Here is a 17,753-nt window from a genome sequence, read left to right on the forward strand (position 1 = left end):
CTCAATGGCCGAGATCATTTTGGACTGACCGTCAGCTCTGGCGCGAGCGCTTGCTGACTGAGCGGGACGCCAAAACTCTGCCCTGCTGCTCCGCTGCGAGTTTTGCCAACGCATCTCGCAACTTGGCCGTCGTATACGGCTTGCGTAGCAGATCGAACCTTGACGCCTCTCCGTCCAGAGCAGCAGCGCTATATCCAGTCGCGAGAATAATCCCGATGTCCGGCCAGCGCTTTTCCACCTCCCGCGCAAGGTCGAGCCCGGATAGCCCCCCTGGCATGACGATGTCAGAGAGCAACACGTCAAAGCTACTTTCGTTCTCTAACAGGCGCAGTGCCTCTCTGACGTTCGAAGCCCGGATGACCTCGTGCCCATCGGCCTCAAGATTAGCGCGGGTCACTTCCGCAACATCGTTGTTATCCTCGGCCAGCAAGATCCGCATGGCCCTGGTGGCTCTGGCGCTGATCTCGGGCGTTCCCACATTCGGGACAGCAGCGGGGTCGGCCTGAGGGAGGAACAGCCTGAACGTGGTGCCCTCACCTACATTGCTTATGACATTGATTTGACCGCCGGCGCGGGTAGCGAAACCGTAAACCTGGCTCAGCCCGAGACCAGTGCCACGGCCGACGTCTTTCGTCGTGAAGAACGGATCGAAAATCTTGTCCAGATTTTCGCGAGAGATGCCCTGGCCAGTGTCACTCACCGTGATCAACACGCCTGCAGCGTCGCCCGGCTCGTTTTTAGCTGTGACCCGAAACTCACCCCCGCGCGGCATCGCGTCTCGCGCGTTTACGGCCAAATTCAGCAACGCAAGATCCAACTCGGATTCATCGCAGAACACCGGCCGGGTCTCGGGATCGATCTCTAGCGTGAGAAGGATGTCTCCTCGAAGCGACGTGCGCAACATTTGGCGCAGGGGGTCGAACTTGTCCTGAAGGCGAACAATTTGAGGTGATACCGCGGATCGTCGCGAGTAGCTGAGGAGCTGTCTTGTGAGACTCTCTCCCCGGCGCACGGCCTCGCGGAGCGCGCCCAACATCTTCTCCTGTCGAGGTGTCAACGGATCGCGGTCGATCCGATCCGCGCTGCCCTGGACAATCATGAGCAGGTTGTTGAAGTCGTGGGCGACGCCCCCGGTAAGGTGGCCCAGGGCCTCAAGTCGTTGCGAATGTCGCAGCGCGTCCTCGGCCCGACGCCTCAGCTCGAACTCGTGGATGAGCTCGCGCGACCGGCGCAGAGCGAACCAACTCATTGCGAGGAGGAGGATGGTAAGTGGGAAACCAAGCTTGGCCTGGTCCAACACTCGGATCCCCCATTCACGCCAGATGGCGTCTCGTGCATAGCCCGCCGTGACGTAGACTGGGTAAGAGGCAATTCGCCGGTACGCGATCCGCCGAACCACTCCGTCCAGTCCAGACGTCACCGTGTACTCACCCGTATCCGGGTCGATGCGAAGTTGCTGAAGAAACGCTGGAGTGGTCCGTGCAGTGGTGAGGCCCTCGGTTGGCTCAGGAAAACGGGCGAGCGGAGTCCCGTCTGCACGAAACAGCCCAGCGGAGATATCGGTATTCCGGACAACCTTCTCGTAGAACTCCACCAACTTAGCTGGGGGAAGCGTGAGCGCGACGACACCGCCGAAGGGGCGCTCAGGCGTGCCCGGTCTGCGGCGGCTCACGACAAAAAATGTAAGGTCACCAACCTTGGCGCGCACATTGGGGCCGATGAAGAACCCTGCATCCTGCTCGCGTTGCGCACGGAAGTAGTCTCGATCAGAGTTGTTGACTGCGGGTACCGGGAAGACCGTGCTGCTCGCAATCGCCCGCCCGTCCGGCGCGAATAACCAAATTGCCTCAACTTCTGGAAGGACGCTTTGCAGTTCGGCCAGTTTGCGGTGGGCGCCCGCTTCATCCTCTGGTTGCCCAAGGCGGCCCCCGGTAACAGCTGAATCTGCCTCTATCAGAAGACGATCTGTTGTGTGCAGAACCTTGAGCGCATGCTCCTGAAGCACGTCCAACGTACGCAGGATGCGTTCGTCAACCGCACGTGACAGGTCCCAATAAATGCTAAAGCCCAAATAGACCGTCACAACGAGGGGCAGGGCCACACAGGCGACCACGAGTGCGCACAGCGGAGCTACGAGCCGTCTCGCGGGATCAGCCGTATTTGTTTGTTCCTGCATTCCGAGAAGATCAATACGGCCGGGCTCATAAGCCCGCGGTCAAGCTTAACTGTCCTACCCACGATCGGGTTCCAACAACGATGCTCAGCAGGGAGAACCAGCTCTGACGCTCCTGCATCAGGCTTTCAACGAACGGCCTAGTGCATCAAAGCAGTTGCGGTCGATCGCTGTACCGACCGATTCAGACATTATTTTCAGCGCAGCTGGTATCGGTAGCGCTGCGCGGTACGGACGCTCTGCAGTCAGGGCGTCGAAGATGTCGGCCGTTGTGATTATCCTCGTTTCGAGAGGTATGGCCTCGCCGGCGAGACCACGAGGATAACCCTTTCCGTCCAGCCGTTCGTGATGGCCACCCGCTATCGGTGCTAACCCCCGAAAGGCCTCGATCTGCGACAAGATCTGCTCAGAGTGAACGGGGTGCATTTTGACGGCCGCCCACTCAAGTTCATCGAGTTTACCGGGCTTGTCTAAAATCGCGTTACTGACGCCGAGCTTGCCTATGTCGTGAAGAAGAGCGACGCGCTTCAGCCGCCTGCGCTCGCCGACGGTTAACCCGAGCTCGCCGGCAATTAGGTCGGTAAAGACCGTGACGCGTTCACTATGGCCGCTCGTGAAGGGGCTTTTTGCATCGATCACCTGCGCGAAGGCAGACGCTATATCATCCATGTAGTCTTCATCGACGTCCGTTTGCTGTCGCGCTGGCTCCAGATCAAAAAGCCTTTTTTGTAAGCTTTCGTCCTCAAGGCCTTCCCAAAAAGCTGGGCTATTTGCGACACGCTCAAAGGCCTCCACCAGCGAGGGGTCAAACCACGTTCCAGCTCGGCTACGGACTTCCTTCAATGCGCTCGCTTTGCCGCTGGGCAGGAAGACGTCGATGACTTGCGCCAACAAAGCGATGCGCGCGTAGACAGAGATATGCGCCCTCGCTAATCCGAGAGGCGCGCCGCCTCCGTCCCAGTGCTCGTCGAGGTGCTGGATTCCGTCCGCCACGGCTTCGCTGAACCGCATGCGGCGGGCAATCTCTGCACCGCGATGACAGCGCGTGTCGATCAGGTCGCGAGCTATTTCGCCGCCATTACGCAAAATGTTCAACACGGCGCTGAATCGCTCCGAGAGCCCAGCTTTTAAGCCTGTGTGGGAGAGCACAAAGCTAAGAGCCTGCCGAACGCTTCCGTCTACCGTTTTATAATCTCTTTTGAAGCTGAGGTCATCCGCGATGTACAAGCGGCAAATACGCGCCGCATTGCTGCTACACCCAAGATCTTTGAGCAGGATTGCGTAATACAACTCCCACTGCTCGGCCTCGCTCAGCGCGATTTCTTGGCCGATGTGCATGCCAATCCAACAGCAGCGAACACAGTGGCCGGGCGACTGTCCTTCGGTGAGATCGAGTGCATGGCTGAGGGCGCCGAGAAGTTCCGCTAGCCGGATCCGGCCATTCGACAACGCTGGCAGTTCGAGTTCCGCGGATTTCATGTACAATCTAGACCGTTCTAGAACTCGTCCCATCCGCCATTCGCCGCCTTGCGGGGCGGCACAACGGCGCGCGGTCGTGCCTCCGCAGCGTGCGGCCTGAAAGCTTTGGCCGCCAGCTCGCGCAGGCGCGCCGGCTCGGTCTCGGCCGCACGGGCCACATGCTGGACCGCGCCGCCGCGCGTCCGGAACGTCGCCACGATCTCGTTGAGCCGCTCGATCTGCGACGATAGCGACGACGCCGAGGCGGCGCTCTCTTCGGCCAGGGCGGCATTCTGCTGGGTCATCTGGTCCATCTGGGCCACGGCCTGGCTCATCTCGTCGATGCCGTTGGCCTGCTCGGCCGAGGCCGTCGAGATCTCGCCCACCGTGCTGGCGACGCGCTGCGACGCGCCCACGATCTTGTCCAGCACCTCGCCGGCCGAGCGCACCAGCTTCACGCCCTGCGCGACTTCCGCCGTGGAGGAGTTGATCAGCCCGGTGATGTCCTTGGCGGCCTCGCTGGAGCGCTGCGCCAGGGTCCGCACCTCAGACGCCACGACCGCGAAGCCCTTGCCGGCCTCTCCGGCGCGCGCGGCTTCCACCGCGGCGTTCAGCGCCAGCAGGTTGGTCTGAAACGCGATATCGTCGATCACACTGGTGATGTCCGTGATTTTCTGCGACGCCAGCTCGATCCGCGCCATCGCGTCCACCGCCTGCGAGACGATCTTGCCGCCATTCTCGGCCACCTTGGTGGCGTCCTCGGCCAGCTCCACGGCCTGGCGGGACGACATCGCGGAAGCCTTCACGGAAGCAGCCAGCTGCTCGGTGGTCGCCGCGGTCTCTTCCAGCGAGGCCGCCTGATCCTCGGTGCGGCGGGACAGGTCGTCGGCGCCCGAGTTGATCTCGCGTGCGGCGCTGCCGACGTCGGTTGCGGTCGTCTGGATGGTCGTTACCGTTTCGGCGAGCCGCTCGACGGTGTCGTTGATAGCCTGTTGTAATGCGGCGAACCGACCCTTGTAAGAAGTCTGAATCGTCTGCGTGAGGTCGCCGCCAGCAACGCAGCCCAGAACGGCCACGAACTCCGTCGTGGCTTCGTCGACCACAGCATTGATTTCGTTGATGCCGTCCACCAGGGGCCGCAGCCGGCCAAGTTCCGCACTGGCGTTCGCTCGGACTGTGAAGTCGCCCTGGCGGGCGGCCTGCACCGCCGCACCCACAGCGCCAAGGATCTGCTCCTCGACCGACGACTGGGTTGTAGTGGCCAACTCTGCCAGCCTCGCTCGCTCAGCTTCGGCTTCGTCACGAGCCTTTGAAGCGGCTTCGGCGCGATTGGTCGCTGCATCCGCTTCGCGAAGGCATCTGGAGATGGTGGAGACAGCGGCGACAAGCGCACCGCCCTCCAGGACCAGGATCACCGCGTGCAGAAGGACGCGGCTGAGATCGCTCCCGTCGGGAAACACTGCGCTTGGAAACACAAAGTTGAGCAGAAGGTGGTGAACAGCCACGAAAGCGACGGACAGGCCGACCGAGACCACGCATACCCAGCCGCAGAGGATGGCCAAGGCCGCGAAGAAGGCCATATGCATATCGACCTGATAATGGGTACCGGCGCTGGCCTGCACCAACAACCCAACCATGGCCGAGAGCCCGATCGCAGATGCATACCGCGTCGCGTCGCCGGCCGGTTTAGACCGCCACAACATCGTCGGAACGCCAGCCGCGATCACCGAAATCACGGCGAGGAAGCTCACCGAAGCACGCGGCGATAACGTTGCGACCACGACGACCGCGGCGGCACTGGCCCACAGCGTTGCAATCACCCAGCGGCCATAAGCAAGTCGAACTGGTGTCAGTGAGTCCATGGGCATCGATGTTAGGTCCTGCGATTGGTATTTGGGACGCATCCGACGAGGCCACTGACGCCGATCTGAACCAGATAGCCTTGTGCGCGCATTCGGGCGGAGAAATTGGGTGAGTCGGCCGCTATCAAAAGAGCGAATCGGCCAGCAGCGCGGATCGGCAGGCCGCCAGCTGACATCGCGTGCTCCACGGCGCTGTCGCTGTCAGTTGTCAAAACCAGGAACATAGGCGTGCCGTCTTGATTTGCGCTTGCCCCGGCAGCTGCGATTGCGGCCGCGCTGACGACGCTCGCTAGGAACCAGGCTGCGAAGTTGAGCAATGTTGGTTCCCGGAACGCGCGAGATGAAACTCAGAACCCAAAAATAGCCGTTAGTAGTTAAATTTTTCCCGCCTGATCCCGGAGAGCGAACCCTGTCTGGGCGTCACAGGTCAGCCCGTGTTGGCGCCCTATCCCTCTTGAAACGGACTCATTCAGGAGCTTGTTTTCGAAATTGAACAGCCGCTTAAGCTCGACTTTGCAGAGTCTGGGGGAGGTTGTCGGAAGGACGTCCGCATGGCGGACGCGGCGTTTGGTTCGATTCTGGTGGCGTTCCAATGCAAGCGAATGACTTGCAGCTGGAGTTGCTCCGTTCAACGCAATTCTGATGACCACGGAAAGTTGATAAAGTTAGCCCGATCGTCATAGCAGATGTTACCATACATCTTCAGGTACGAGTCCCGCGTAGAGTCTCGGCTGTACACTTGCGAAGGGTTGGCCAAATCGGCTTCATATTGAGCGATGTTCTCACGGGACAGCGCCCGCGGCAGAATATCCATTGCGAGCGGGATCGACTTCCCTTCAAGCCAATCCGCCGCATGCTGTCCCATGGCGTAACCGAACACCGGGGAAGCCAGACTAATGCTCGCCCGATATGGTCCACCTCGCTTGATTTCTTCAACGGCCTCAGGCTCGCCGTCGATGCCCCCGAAAAACAGTTCGGGCCTGGCCGGCCCCCATGGAGTGGTCCGATTGCAATGTTAGTTCATGAACGGCGCTGAGGCGACGGTCGGGGTGGCCGGCGGAGTTGGTCGGGGTTGCGGAGCCGGCCACAGGGCGACCTCGGGCGCGGGCGGCCTGTAGCCAAGTGCGGAGTGCGGTCGGACGGCGTTGCAGCGCGGCGCTGTGCAGCCCCACTGCAGTACCCGATCATCACGTTGATCGTTCCTGCCTGGAATGCTGCTGCGATCGGGTCTGCCGTTGGCGCTGCAGTCGAATTGCCGACGATCTTCTGTGCGATCAGCCTGCACGACGACCTCGTAGAGCGTGAAAGCTGCAGCGCGCGCGATGCTAGGCGGTAGACCTTCGATCTCCACCACGGTCGCAGACCTCTCCGGAGACTGCCTCCTGATGTGCTTCAAGGGCTGGCAGGCCGTATCGCTCCCGCTCCGCCTGCTGGGCAACCTTCCTGAGAGAGCAGCCGGACATGCGCTTCGCAAAGAGTCGCTCTGCTTGAAACCAGGAGCCTGTCATGTTGCCGGGCAACGTACGGCAGCTTCATACACTGCGCGCTGAGCCGCGAAGGCGCGTTGGTACGCGGGCCGAGCTTCACCCCTTGCGACATAGGCTTGGAGAGTGGGGAATTCGCCGAGCAGCTTGGGGCCATCAGAGCTGTTGCTGGCCAAGAGACGACGCAGCACAGTCACCATCATAAGATCGGCTGCGCTGAATGATTCAATGAGCCACTCCGCCTCGCCGAGACTCGCCGACAATGCAAAAAGGCGGGCGCGCACTCGATCGTCGAGCATAGGCAATCGATCCCAGTACCAGGATTCATCCTTTTCCAGCACCATTGTAGCCTCGCGCTCGACGATGGGCGGCTCGACGGTATTCAGAGCGGCGAAGATCCAGGTGATCGCCGGAGCCCGGTTCTCGGCGTTGGGCGGAAGGAGACCAGGGTAACGTTCTGCGATGTGGAGAAGGATAGCCCCAGACTCGAAAAGGGTGACACCATCCTGCTCGAATGTCGGGATGCTGCCAAACGGATTGAGAGCCAAATGCGGCGGTTGCTTGAGCGCTACGAAGGAAAGTAGCCGTACCGCATAAGGCTGATTGACCTCCTCCAGGGCCCAACGGATCCGCATATCACGCGCATGGCCCTGCCCTTCGTCCGGAGAGGTTTCAAAGGCGGTGATCGTGGGCTTCATGGCAACTCCTGGCGAATGCGTAAGACGGTTCTAGGCGGTTTCGATCCAGCGTGACGTGGGGATGTCTGCTGTAGGCGCCAAAATCGATCGTGGCCTGCAGCCCTCACTAGGCACCCGGGGAGCGGAGGGAGTTACAACGTGAAGTCTGCTCTATTTTCGCATCCGTTTCGCCTGCGCCCCGCCACGCCCGCCGACGCTGCACTCTTGGCTACGTGGGACCGCGAGCCGCACGTGATCGCCTGCTCGTCGGACGAGCCAAGCCGCGAGGTCGCTTTCGATGGGATGGATTGGGCGGAGGAGCTTGCGACGTCCGCTTATGAGCTGACCTATGTTATCGCGGAGGTGGAGGGCGTCGCGATCGGGGTCATGGCCGTCTGCGACCCACATTCCGAGCCCAGTCACTACTGCGGCGAGATTGAACCCGGCTTACGAGCGATAGACATCTGGATTGGTCCTCCCGAATGGTTGAACCGCGGCTTCGGTACGCGAATGATGACGGAGATGATCGACCGCTGCTTCGCCGAGCAGGGCGTGGAGGCGATCGTGATAGATCCCCTGAACTCCAACACCAGCGCGATCCGCTTTTACCAGCGGCTAGGTTTCCGCCCGGAGGGACGACGGATGTTTGACCAGGACGACTGTCTGGTCCACCGGCTGACCCGGGGCGACTGGCAGGATCGACGGCGAGCTCAGCCCGAAATCGTCGCGCCTGATGGTCTCGTCGATTAATTGTAGCGTTGTCCTTCGGCCGCCTACTCGTCGCCTAAACGGACAAGCGCAACTGCGTCGTCGAACTCGCCAGTCGAGGGGTCGCCAGATCGCGAAAACGCCACCGCTCCTTCGTGTTTCTTCGCCAGCAGATTAGCAGCTTGCGTTGCTGAGCCCGGGCTCTGGAACTCGGCGGCTTCGCCGACGACCAACTCGCCTGCCTCGTCGCGATTGAACAGCAGCGCGATATAGTACGTGACGCGCTTGCTGGTCGCCGCCGCTTCGGAACTCTCCTGGCTTTTATTCGTGGTCGTCTCCGCTTTTGCTCAGTCCCGGGCCAGCCAACGGTCACCGCCCTCGCGCGATCGCCCGCATGGCCGCGGTGCGGCAATCCCTGACGGCGTCGAGCAGAGATTTAGAATCAGCCTCGGTGAAGATGCGGCATGCGGCCATGCGGCCATGCGGCCATGCGGAAGAACGATACAGAACGTTGGTGCTGGTCAAGGCCGCTCAAGGGGGTGGCTGTTTGAACTCTGCCAGTGTCGGGAACGGCAGAGCCCGCCTGCGATTGAGAGGAGCCGTCCTAAGTCTGGAGCTCCACACATGATTAAAGCTGCCCTCTTTTCCGCGACCGTTCTGATGGCCTTGCCCGGACTAGCGCACGCCCAGAGCGCAACGAGCGCTACCCCGGGTCAGGCTGGCTCCTCCCGCAGCATGATGCAAAACAGCGGACCTGCTCGAAACTCTGCCGCTCCCGTAGCACCGACTGGCAAGGCCGAACGCACTGCCAAGTCGAAGGAGTGCTCGGCTCAAGCCGATCAGCAAAGCCTTCACGGGAAGGCGCGGAAGACGTTCCGTTCGAAGTGCATGCGCTCCTCGTAGCGGCTTGGCCGAAGTGGCCACTTCCGTGCGAAGGAGGGGGACCGCTCGCAAGCGCCTACGGCTAATTCTTGTCCAAGCCCGCGTCGGACAGGAATAACTTGGCATCTACAAGACCAATATCAGGAGGCTGATCCTCCTCAGGGGGAGCCAGCATGGCCCTGTATTTTTTTCGCTACGTTGATTCGCGAATCTTTGAAGACCCCGATGGGGTTGAACTCACTTCGCTTGAGGATGCAACGCGAGAGGCCCGCATAAGAGCAGCTGAGGTGTGGGCCGAGGGCATTCAACGCGATCAGGATAGGCAACATTGGCGAGTCGACGTACTGGATGACGGTAACCAGGTTCTCGCGAGCGTGCCGTTCGGGGATGCCGTAGACGGCGAAGATCCCTAGTTGCTGGACTTGATTTCAATCGGCGATCAGGGCCTCGATAGAAACCGCCAACTCCTCCGCTTCCATCGGGTAGGCGAGCCAATCAACGTTCGAAAACATCAGCTCGCGCGTGCTCGCCAATTCGCCATGGGTGACGATGATCCCGGGCGTCACACCCCAAAGAGCCGAGATTTCGTCGAGCAGGTCGAGACCTGTGTGACGTCCGAGGTTTTCGTTGGTTATCACCAGCCTAAAATCGCGTGCGAAAAACGTACGTCGGGCACCCGCGTATGTCTCCACAGCTTCCGCGTCGGAGTGGCCCAACATATGAAGGGTTTCAAGAATTTGCTCCTTAGCCGGTGAGCCACTCACGACCAAAATCGACAAGCTGCCATTTATAAACGGTTTTGCCGAAATGTTATACAGACGCTAAGGTCGTGGCTCAAAGGTCGGTCCACATCATGCATCCCAAACAGAGAGGTACTAGAGCGGAGGCTTAAGCATCTCCCGAGCGTAATGATCTAGAGAAACGAGCCTCTGTCCACGGCAAGTCATCGAGCTTGGATCAAAGTTCTCACGAAAAGCTTCATTCGTGATCGCGTGCCTTTGGCAGGCGTTGTAAAACGTAAGTCCCTCTACCTCGGCAACGAATTCAACGACGCCATCTCCGTAGAGAAAATCTCGCGAAACCAGTCCGATTTTGAACGTAGCCATGGGATGCTCCTAACAAGAAGGCACCCTACAACTGCGGCCTGAACGCTGAATGGCCGAACTGTTCATCGTGGATTAATGCCAGGGAAAAGATACGGTGCAAAAGGCCGGGAGGTGACCCCCGGCCTCCTCGCGTCAACCGCCGCTCAGCTGCACTTCTTGATGCGCTTCGTCATGCCTTCGCGTTTGATGATAATCGTCTTGCACCCGTGCATCCGGCTAGTGCGCATCTCATGCCGACGCTCAAAGCCGCGATTGTGGTCCCATCCACGATGCATGCCGCGGTCGCGGTGAACTCGCACGTCAACAGTCTGCGCGCTGGCCGCCAACGTTCCTAATCCGACGAACGCAGCCGCCGCTATGATTATGATCTTCATTCTGTAAGCTCCCGAGGGGTGAATAACCGGCGAGCCAACGTCGGCTCTCAAGGTTTGGTTCGGCCTCGAAGGCGAACTGTGTCGTAGAACGAGCTGCTCCTGATCCAATCTGCTTAAGCGGTAAGATTAACAGGCGCGTTCGCCCGAAAAGACCCTTGATGCTGACAATTGCAGGGGTGGCTGGGAACGGCTTCGCGGAGGCTCCGTTCATGCCCCATCTGCAAACCGGAGAGGACCTACCCATGAACAAGGCCATTCTCGCTTCAGCGCTTGCGCTGGCCATCATCGTGCCGTCGGCCGCTTTTGCCCAGTCCGGTCAAAGCGGTGCTGCGGCTGGCGCCACAACGGGCGCTGTTGGCGGTGCGATCGTTGGCGGACCTGTTGGCGCTGTAGTGGGTGGGGTGGCCGGCGCTGTTGTCGGCGGCACGCTCTCCCAATCCGACAGCACGCGGGTTCATCAGTACGTGGTGGAGCAGCGCCGCCCCTCGGTGACCTACAAGGAGCAGGTTGTTGTCGGCGAGCCTCTGGCAGACACGGTCGAGCTTTACCCCGTTCCGACCGACGTCGGCGTGAAGACCCAGTATCGCTACTCTGTGGTCAATAATCGCACTGTGATCGTCGACCCTTCGACGCGTCGGGTGGTGCAGGTCATCGACTAATTCTGCTTGCCTGAAGCCCTGGGGCAATTACAGCTCCAGGGCTTCTCCCTGCACGCCGCGGCGTTCATAAGCGCGGTGCCGACCACGACCACAGCGGGCTCATGACTGTCGCAAGGCCGGACAATATGGCTGAAGGCTGTCCTGCTTTCATCCGGTGTCTTCGCCATCTGGTCGGCATCGAGCATTCCGAGGCTTAAGCAAGCGGGCTCCGAGCTGTCCTGCAGGACCTGACTTTTACGCGGTCGGTTCTACTTCGGTCCGGGTGCAACGACCTTAGCGGATTCGTCTCTTGGTAGATCTCAACGACGGGAAACTTGGCCCAGAGTTTATATCTGGCGGCCAAGTGAGCGACATTATGCGCAGCCAAGACTGGAGCGTATCGCCGCTCGGAAAACCCTCAACTTGGCCACAGTCACTTCGTTCTGTGGTCGGGCTCATGCTCGCATCCAAGTTCCCGATGTTCGTGGCTTGGGGCGACGGTCTCTGCTTCCTCTACAACGATGCATATGCGGAGATCCTTGGGGCTAAGCACCCTGAGGCGTTAGGCAAACGGTTTCAGGACGTTTGGCGGGAAATTTGGCCGGCCATCCAACCGTCAATTGACGCGGCCTTGGCCGGTAAGTCTGTCTATTACGAGAATCTGCCGCTTGTGATGAACCGCAAGGGGCATGACGAGCAGACCTGGTTCACGTTTTCGTACTCGCCAGTTCGGGATGACGCGGGTCAGATCGCGGGCATGTTTTGCACGTGCGCCGAGACCACTTCGCAGGTGCTGGCCGAGCGGCAAAAGGACGAGATCCAGGAACGCCAGCGCCAGATGCTGCAGCAAATGCCTGGCTTTGTCGGCATGCTTTCAGGACCGGAATTGATTTACACGTATGTCAACGATGCCTACGTGGCGATCTCCGAGCGGACTGACTTCATTGGCCGGCGCTTTCGTGACGTTTTCGCCGATATCGCCGGCCAAGGCTTCCATGAGTTGTTCGAAAATGTCTTCCACTCCGGTCAAGGGGTGGTTACGCGCGGCATGGAGCTTCGCCTTCACGGGCGCGACGATGTCCAATATGTCGACTTTGTTCTTGAACCGATCCGCGACGGAAACGGCAGGGTCACCGGCGTCTTTGTGGGCGGCTACGAAACTACGGAGGTCTACCGCGGCAGCGAAAGCCTGCGCCAGAGCAATGCTCTCCTTCGACAGTTGAACGCCGATCTCGAACGGCACGATCTGGAGCGAGCGCGTGAGCGCCAGCTCACCTGGGAGGTGAGTTCGGACCTGTTGGCGATCGCTTTGCCAGATGGCACCATCGCGAGCGTGAACCCGGCCTGGACCGCAACGCTTGGCTGGCCGGCGGAGCACGTAACGAGCACGCCTTTTTCGGAGTTATTGCATCCCGATGACGTGGTGCGCACCAATGCAGCGCTGCAGCAACTCCGCGACGGTGAACCTGTGTTGCGGTTCGAAAACCGCTTCGCGCATGCCGAAGGCGGTTGGCGCTGGTTGTCCTGGGTCGCTGTTCCGGTGGACGGCAGGTTTTACTGCAGCGGGAGGGACATCACTGCGGAAAAAGAGGCTGAAGCGGAACGTGACCGCCTGTGGACGTTATCGGAAGATATGCTCGCCAGAGCGAATTATGCAGGGCAGATGTCGGCCGTGAATCCGGCCTGGACGCAGGTGCTTGGCTGGTCGCAGCACGAACTGCTCACCAACCCCTACGCCGACATCATCCACGCCGAGGATGTGCCGGCGACAGTTGCGGCTCTGCAAGAGATGGGACAATCGGGCAAGCCAACCAGGTTCGAAAACCGCATTCTTGCGAAAAACGGTGATTGGAAGTCCATCGGTTGGACAGTCTCGCCTGAGCCAGACAACGTGAACTTCATCGCAGTCGGGCGGGACCTGTCTCGTTACAAGGCCCGTGAGAGGGAGCTTGAACAGGCCCAGGATGCTCTTCGTCAAAGCCAAAAGATGGAAGCGATGGGCAGCTTGACCGGCGGCGTCGCCCACGACTTCAACAACCTGCTCACGCCCATCATCGGCTCGCTCGACATGCTTATGCGCCGAGGCCTTGGCAACGAGCGTGAGCGCCGCATGATCGATGGAGCTCTCCAATCCGCAGACCGTGCCAAAGTGCTCGTCCAAAGGCTTCTGGCATTTGCGCGGCGTCAGCCACTGCAGGCAGTCGCCGTCGATGTCGGAACGCTGGTCAACGGCATGGCCGGACTAATCGGCAGCACTGTTGGTCCCAAGATCCAGGTGAACGTCGAACTCGCTGCCGACGTACCCCCTGCAAAAGCCGATCCGAACCAGCTGGAGATGGCGATCCTCAACCTGGGGGTGAATGCTCGCGACGCTATGCCGGATGGCGGGACGCTGACCATTGCCGCGGTGGCTGAGCACGTCGGTCGAGGGCACCGCTCGAGGCTGAAACCAGGCCAGTATCTTCGTCTTTCTGTCACGGATACGGGGTCAGGTATGGACGAGAGCACCCGCGCTCGCGCCGTCGAGCCCTTCTTCTCCACCAAAGGAATTGGGAAGGGGACAGGGTTGGGTTTGTCCATGGTTCATGGACTCGTTGCCCAACTCGGGGGCGGGCTCGCCATCGAGAGCGAACTCAACCAAGGCACCACGGTCAGCCTTTGGCTCCCGATTAGCTCCGGCCTCCCTATTGGTGAGAATGATGCCAAAGAACTCCTGATCGCCTCCGGCGCTCGCGGGGTCGCGATCCTCGTGGATGACGAAGACCTTGTTCGCATGAGCACGGCCGACATGCTGATCGATCTCGGCTTTGACGTGATCGAGGCGAGTTCCGCGGAAGAAGCTCTCAAGCTCGTCCGGGGCGGCGCCGCCCCGGACTTGCTGGTTACCGATCATCTCATGCCCGGGATGAGCGGAGCGGAGCTTGCAGTCGAGCTGCGCACGCTTCAACCAGATCTGCCCATTCTTGTTGTCTCGGGCTACGCTGACGCAGATGGCATTGCCCCTAATCTTCCGCGTCTTACGAAGCCCTTCAGGAACTCGGAACTCGCGGAAAGCCTGGACAAGCTGCTCCGAGCGGGTGCGTCCTAGTCAGAAGGGATCTTGCCTGGAGCGCGGCGCTTGGCCTTTGGTGGGAACGGTCGATGTCTTCACGCTGTTGAGCGCGACACCATCAGGAGGACGGGATGAGCATCTTCGGATCAATTATGGGCAAAATCTTCGGAGGAGCAGCCCACGCTCAGACTGCTGCAGCACCGGCAGGCGATCAAACTCCGAACACCCCGCCACCCGCTCAGCAAACTTCATCCCAGTCGTCAGATGGAACAGCCCCGGCTGCCACGGCTGCCCGCACCAGCCCTCAGGTCGACGTGACGGCTATCTTGGATGACCACGTCGCCAAATCGGGCCAGACGCTTGATTGGCGCCGCTCCATTGTCGACCTGATGAAAGCGCTCGGGCTGGACAGCAGCCTTGCAGCCCGCAAGGAACTCGCGCAGGAACTCCACTACACCGGAGATACTGGCGACAGCGCAACATTGAACGTCTGGCTGCATAAGCAGGTTATGCAGAAGCTCGCGGCCAACGGCGGCAAGGTGCCGGATGATCTTAAAAACTGACCTAGGCCAGCTATAGCTAAGGTCTGACCATAGCTCCGCAGCACGCCTCGCTGCGGGGCTTTGCCCGCCAGAGACCCAGTTATCTTATTGGTGATCAAATGTGACGGCTCCGTTCAACCATCGATCGCCATTGGTGCTCGGGTAAGACACGATATCCCTGGTACATGTTTCCAGAGCCCGCGGGCGTTAGGGAGTCAATCTCGCAACCAAAGCAGGGATGAGCCGCGCGAAGTCGATGGGCTTGTCTATCACCAGCGCTGAAACATACGCGCTGCCCAGAAACTGCCGACTGCTCGACGTCACGAAGATAAAGGGCTTCATCTTCGCATCGAGAGCGGCCGCAATCGGGAACGACAATCCGTCAGCGATCGTGACATTTAAAACAGCCACGTCGATATTTCCCTCTTCGACCAGGCGCAGCCCATCCGCGATTGAGGCAACAGGGCCGATCACGGTTGCTCCAGCGTCCTCCAGCTCACTTTGAACATGTAGAGCGATCAGAAATTCGTCTTCAACGACAAGGATGCGGGCATTTGCGAGAGGTGGCATGCGAAACCCGGCTGTGGCACCCGGAAGCGAACCGGCTCGTACTCTGATAAGGACTGGTGGTTGCCTTTCGTTCCAAGTGACCAGGCCATCAGAGGCATAGACGCAGGTCGGTCCCGTTTCGCATTCCGCTGCGGTGGGCGTGAAACTCGCGACCGTCCGGCTTGCCTCCGGTCCTTGATTGTTGTCTGCTCGGATCTTGTCAGAGAGGGCCGAGAATGCGCTGCCCCTACGAGGTCCTTAAGGAAGCTCAGGAAGCCGACCTTCCGGCAGCTGAAATGCTCGACCTGATCTCAGAACAGGTTCGGCGTTTTGGCGGCGAGGTCGATCAGTCAGGCTGGGCCAACCTAACCCCAGGGCAAAAGATCGCGAGGCTGCGGCCGGCGCTGGATAGCCTTTCTAAGCCCAAGCTGCATTAGCAGTAGCCTTTCGCAATAGCGGCGGTGCCCTGCGCGACGAAGTGATGAGCTCGGAGCCGCTTGCCTGGACCGTCTCGGTAAAGCCGAGCTTACCGTCAGATCGGTACATACGGTGCTGCGCCAACCTTGTTTTCCAACGATCCAATGCGGCTCGCACTTGTGCCAACCCGGTCCAATTCGGTTGGCGCCGGATGTGCGACGGACTGTCGAGGTCCTTCATCGGTGGGCTCTTTCGAACCGCCCCAGATACCAAGACCGTTCGAGAAACACGGAGTCAGCCGATGCGACATATGCTTATCGAGGAGATGGGAATGAGTTCGGGCCAGAGCACGGCGGCCGCGGCTGCAACCCACCTTGTGATCATCGATGATCGTGTCCTGCTCCGCGACTGTCTGGCGCGCTGCCTGCAAGCTATGGACTCGACGCTGGAGGTCCATACCTTCAACTCGCTGCATGCTTGGCAAGAGGCCGAAATTCAAACCGGCGAGCAGCCGCTCGTGATGGCGTTCCGGAGCGCTCGAAAGACTGTCGACGAAGAGATGCAGCGGGACATTGCAGCGCTGGCTAAGTCGGACAACCCGCCCCAGTTGGTGGTGGTGTCAGACGCCGAAGATTTCGAGTCTATCCTCGGAGCGCTCGAAATGGGGGCACGCGGCTACATTCCGACCAGCGTCAGCCTCGAGGTCGCGTTCGGGGCCCTCGGCCTGGTCAAGGCAGGCGGCGTGTTCGTGCCGGCTTCAAGCCTCGTCCAGCAACGCCCCGCGGCACAGGCTCCCGTACCAGCGGAGGCTCAAGAAGCGCCATTTACCACTCGTCAGGCGGCCGTTGCCAAAGCCCTTCGACAGGGCAAGGCGAACAAGATCATCGCCTACGAGCTCAACATGTGTGAGAGCACAGTCAAAGTGCACGTGCGCAATATCATGAGGAAGCTGAAGGCTCGGAACCGGACGGAAGTGGCTTACAAAATCAGCACTCTATATCCGCACATGCAGCTCTGAGCGGCATACGGCTTATCCCGGCTCAGCCCGGCTTTCGCGCACCGCCCTTGGCCTTCTTTGGCTCGGGCGCCGCGGCAGCTTCGGCTTTCTTCGCAGCTTTTGGCTTCTTCGATGCGGCCAGCGGCTTGGGTTCGGCGGCCGCCAACCCGGCCTTCTCCGTCTCGATGCTGCGGCGGAGCGCGTCCATCAAGTTGACGACGTTGCTGGGCCGTGGCGCCGTCGGCGCATCGACCACGGCAGCGCCGGCCTGCTTGGATTTCAGCATCTCCACGACGGCCGTCTCGTACCGGTCCTCGAACTCGGCCGGATCCCAATGGCCGGCCTTCCGCTCCACGATGACGTGCGCCAGGTCCTTCATGTCGGCCGGGATTGGCATGCCCGGGATGTCCTCGAAATAAGCCGCGGCGTCCCGGACCTCGTAACCGTAGCGCAGCACGGTCCCGAGCAAGCCCTTCTCCCATGGCTGAATCATGATGATCAGCTCGCGTCGGGCGATCACGACTCTCGCAAGCGCCACCATGCCGCCGTCGCGCATGGCCTCCCGAATGACGGCGAACGCCTCCTGCGCGACCCGATCGTCTGGGGCAATGTCGTACGGCGCATCCATGTAGCGGGGGTCGATCTCGGTGCGCGGCACAAACTCACGATATCGACCGTTTGAGAGCTCTCGATCTAGATCGCGTCGAGGCGACGGCATACCCCTTGACCTGGTCGTCGCTCGTCACCTCCTCGCCCGTGTCCGGGTCGACGTAGATGCACTTGTTTTTTCGGCTCACTAACTATTCCGAACACGACAGTGATGGAATCGCATTC

General features: G+C 60.4%; 16 protein-coding genes and 1 pseudogene. 8 read left to right on the forward strand and 9 right to left on the reverse strand.

Going from position 1 to position 17,753, the window contains the following annotated elements:
• Positions 1 to 31: 31 nt before the first annotated feature.
• From AC1DSZ_RS18715 to AC1DSZ_RS18735, 5 genes and pseudogenes are all read right to left on the reverse strand, one after another.
• Positions 32 to 2,176 (reverse strand): ATP-binding protein, encoded by a 2,145-nt coding sequence (locus AC1DSZ_RS18715; RefSeq protein ID WP_476839869.1) that lies wholly within the window; start codon positions 2,174 to 2,176, stop codon positions 32 to 34.
• 117 nt (positions 2,177 to 2,293) lie between these two features.
• Positions 2,294 to 3,652, reverse strand: a complete 1,359-nt coding sequence (locus AC1DSZ_RS18720; RefSeq protein WP_476839870.1) for an HD-GYP domain-containing protein — start codon at positions 3,650 to 3,652, stop codon at positions 2,294 to 2,296.
• A 17-nt stretch (positions 3,653 to 3,669) separates the two neighbouring features.
• The gene (locus AC1DSZ_RS18725; RefSeq protein WP_476839871.1) at positions 3,670 to 5,499 is read right to left on the reverse strand and encodes a methyl-accepting chemotaxis protein; all 1,830 of its coding nucleotides are present in this window, start codon (positions 5,497 to 5,499) and stop codon (positions 3,670 to 3,672) included.
• Between the two features lie 1,009 nt (positions 5,500 to 6,508).
• Positions 6,509 to 6,640 (reverse strand): annotated as a pseudogene (locus tag AC1DSZ_RS18730) (IS3 family transposase); the annotation flags it as partial.
• A 357-nt stretch (positions 6,641 to 6,997) separates the two neighbouring features.
• A complete protein-coding gene (locus tag AC1DSZ_RS18735; protein WP_476839872.1) occupies positions 6,998 to 7,675 on the reverse strand; it encodes a glutathione S-transferase family protein in 678 nt (225 codons plus the stop codon).
• 138 nt (positions 7,676 to 7,813) lie between these two features.
• On the opposite strand from AC1DSZ_RS18735, the gene AC1DSZ_RS18740 reads away from it, so the two are divergent.
• The 3 genes from AC1DSZ_RS18740 to AC1DSZ_RS18750 all read left to right on the forward strand — a co-directional run bounded on the left by AC1DSZ_RS18740 (position 7,814) and on the right by AC1DSZ_RS18750 (position 9,657).
• On the forward strand, positions 7,814 to 8,404 hold the full coding sequence (locus tag AC1DSZ_RS18740; RefSeq protein ID WP_476839873.1) for a GNAT family N-acetyltransferase: 591 nt from the start codon (positions 7,814 to 7,816) through the stop codon (positions 8,402 to 8,404).
• A 696-nt stretch (positions 8,405 to 9,100) separates the two neighbouring features.
• Positions 9,101 to 9,265 carry a PsiF family protein gene (locus tag AC1DSZ_RS18745; protein WP_476839998.1) on the forward strand — a complete coding sequence of 55 codons (165 nt, stop codon included), beginning with the start codon at positions 9,101 to 9,103 and terminating at the stop codon, positions 9,263 to 9,265.
• A gap of 152 nt (positions 9,266 to 9,417) precedes the next feature.
• Entirely contained in the window at positions 9,418 to 9,657 is a 240-nt protein-coding gene (locus tag AC1DSZ_RS18750; RefSeq protein ID WP_476839874.1) for a DUF6894 family protein, read from the forward strand.
• A 15-nt stretch (positions 9,658 to 9,672) separates the two neighbouring features.
• Here the strand turns inward: AC1DSZ_RS18750 and AC1DSZ_RS18755 are convergent, their stop codons facing one another.
• A complete protein-coding gene (locus tag AC1DSZ_RS18755) occupies positions 9,673 to 10,023 on the reverse strand; it encodes a hypothetical protein (RefSeq protein ID WP_476839875.1) in 351 nt (116 codons plus the stop codon).
• 470 nt (positions 10,024 to 10,493) lie between these two features.
• A complete protein-coding gene (locus AC1DSZ_RS18760) occupies positions 10,494 to 10,724 on the reverse strand; it encodes a hypothetical protein (protein ID WP_476839876.1) in 231 nt (76 codons plus the stop codon).
• A gap of 242 nt (positions 10,725 to 10,966) precedes the next feature.
• Between AC1DSZ_RS18760 and AC1DSZ_RS18765 the strand changes: the two genes are divergently transcribed.
• From AC1DSZ_RS18765 to AC1DSZ_RS18775, 3 genes are all read left to right on the forward strand, one after another.
• The gene (locus tag AC1DSZ_RS18765; protein WP_476839877.1) at positions 10,967 to 11,383 is read left to right on the forward strand and encodes a DUF1236 domain-containing protein; all 417 of its coding nucleotides are present in this window, start codon (positions 10,967 to 10,969) and stop codon (positions 11,381 to 11,383) included.
• 436 nt (positions 11,384 to 11,819) lie between these two features.
• Positions 11,820 to 14,450 carry a hybrid sensor histidine kinase/response regulator gene (locus tag AC1DSZ_RS18770; protein ID WP_476839878.1) on the forward strand — a complete coding sequence of 877 codons (2,631 nt, stop codon included), beginning with the start codon at positions 11,820 to 11,822 and terminating at the stop codon, positions 14,448 to 14,450.
• Positions 14,451 to 14,545: 95 nt separating this feature from the next.
• Positions 14,546 to 14,977, forward strand: a complete 432-nt coding sequence (locus tag AC1DSZ_RS18775) for a DUF3597 domain-containing protein (protein WP_476839879.1) — start codon at positions 14,546 to 14,548, stop codon at positions 14,975 to 14,977.
• A gap of 186 nt (positions 14,978 to 15,163) precedes the next feature.
• On the opposite strand, the gene AC1DSZ_RS18780 is transcribed toward AC1DSZ_RS18775, so the two are convergent.
• Positions 15,164 to 15,526, reverse strand: a complete 363-nt coding sequence (locus tag AC1DSZ_RS18780; protein WP_476839880.1) for a response regulator — start codon at positions 15,524 to 15,526, stop codon at positions 15,164 to 15,166.
• 215 nt (positions 15,527 to 15,741) lie between these two features.
• On the opposite strand from AC1DSZ_RS18780, the gene AC1DSZ_RS18785 reads away from it, so the two are divergent.
• Together AC1DSZ_RS18785 and AC1DSZ_RS18790 are read left to right on the forward strand one after the other, a co-directional pair.
• Entirely contained in the window at positions 15,742 to 15,942 is a 201-nt protein-coding gene (locus tag AC1DSZ_RS18785) for a hypothetical protein (RefSeq protein ID WP_476839881.1), read from the forward strand.
• Between the two features lie 311 nt (positions 15,943 to 16,253).
• Positions 16,254 to 16,940: a LuxR C-terminal-related transcriptional regulator gene (locus AC1DSZ_RS18790; RefSeq protein WP_476839882.1), complete on the forward strand. Its 687-nt coding sequence runs from the start codon at positions 16,254 to 16,256 to the stop codon at positions 16,938 to 16,940.
• Positions 16,941 to 16,962: 22 nt separating this feature from the next.
• Here AC1DSZ_RS18790 and AC1DSZ_RS18795 read toward each other — a convergent pair whose 3' ends face one another.
• Positions 16,963 to 17,577: a Ku protein gene (locus tag AC1DSZ_RS18795; RefSeq protein ID WP_476839883.1), complete on the reverse strand. Its 615-nt coding sequence runs from the start codon at positions 17,575 to 17,577 to the stop codon at positions 16,963 to 16,965.
• Positions 17,578 to 17,753 lie beyond the last annotated feature (176 nt).

This window comes from Alsobacter sp. P4_H11 (assembly GCF_056400925.1).

Coding starts and splice junctions, on each gene's coding strand:
- AC1DSZ_RS18770 (WP_476839878.1), top strand. CDS start 11,820: ATGCTCGCATCCAAGTTCCCGATGTTCGTGGCTTGGGGCGACGGTCTC.
- AC1DSZ_RS18760 (WP_476839876.1), bottom strand. CDS start 10,724: ATGAAGATCATAATCATAGCGGCGGCTGCGTTCGTCGGATTAGGAACG.
- AC1DSZ_RS18735 (WP_476839872.1), bottom strand. CDS start 7,675: ATGAAGCCCACGATCACCGCCTTTGAAACCTCTCCGGACGAAGGGCAG.
- AC1DSZ_RS18775 (WP_476839879.1), top strand. CDS start 14,546: ATGAGCATCTTCGGATCAATTATGGGCAAAATCTTCGGAGGAGCAGCC.
- AC1DSZ_RS18785 (WP_476839881.1), top strand. CDS start 15,742: ATGCGCTGCCCCTACGAGGTCCTTAAGGAAGCTCAGGAAGCCGACCTT.
- AC1DSZ_RS18765 (WP_476839877.1), top strand. CDS start 10,967: ATGAACAAGGCCATTCTCGCTTCAGCGCTTGCGCTGGCCATCATCGTG.
- AC1DSZ_RS18745 (WP_476839998.1), top strand. CDS start 9,101: ATGCAAAACAGCGGACCTGCTCGAAACTCTGCCGCTCCCGTAGCACCG.
- AC1DSZ_RS18750 (WP_476839874.1), top strand. CDS start 9,418: ATGGCCCTGTATTTTTTTCGCTACGTTGATTCGCGAATCTTTGAAGAC.
- AC1DSZ_RS18725 (WP_476839871.1), bottom strand. CDS start 5,499: ATGCCCATGGACTCACTGACACCAGTTCGACTTGCTTATGGCCGCTGG.
- AC1DSZ_RS18780 (WP_476839880.1), bottom strand. CDS start 15,526: ATGCCACCTCTCGCAAATGCCCGCATCCTTGTCGTTGAAGACGAATTT.
- AC1DSZ_RS18790 (WP_476839882.1), top strand. CDS start 16,254: ATGAGTTCGGGCCAGAGCACGGCGGCCGCGGCTGCAACCCACCTTGTG.
- AC1DSZ_RS18720 (WP_476839870.1), bottom strand. CDS start 3,652: ATGAAATCCGCGGAACTCGAACTGCCAGCGTTGTCGAATGGCCGGATC.
- AC1DSZ_RS18715 (WP_476839869.1), bottom strand. CDS start 2,176: ATGCAGGAACAAACAAATACGGCTGATCCCGCGAGACGGCTCGTAGCT.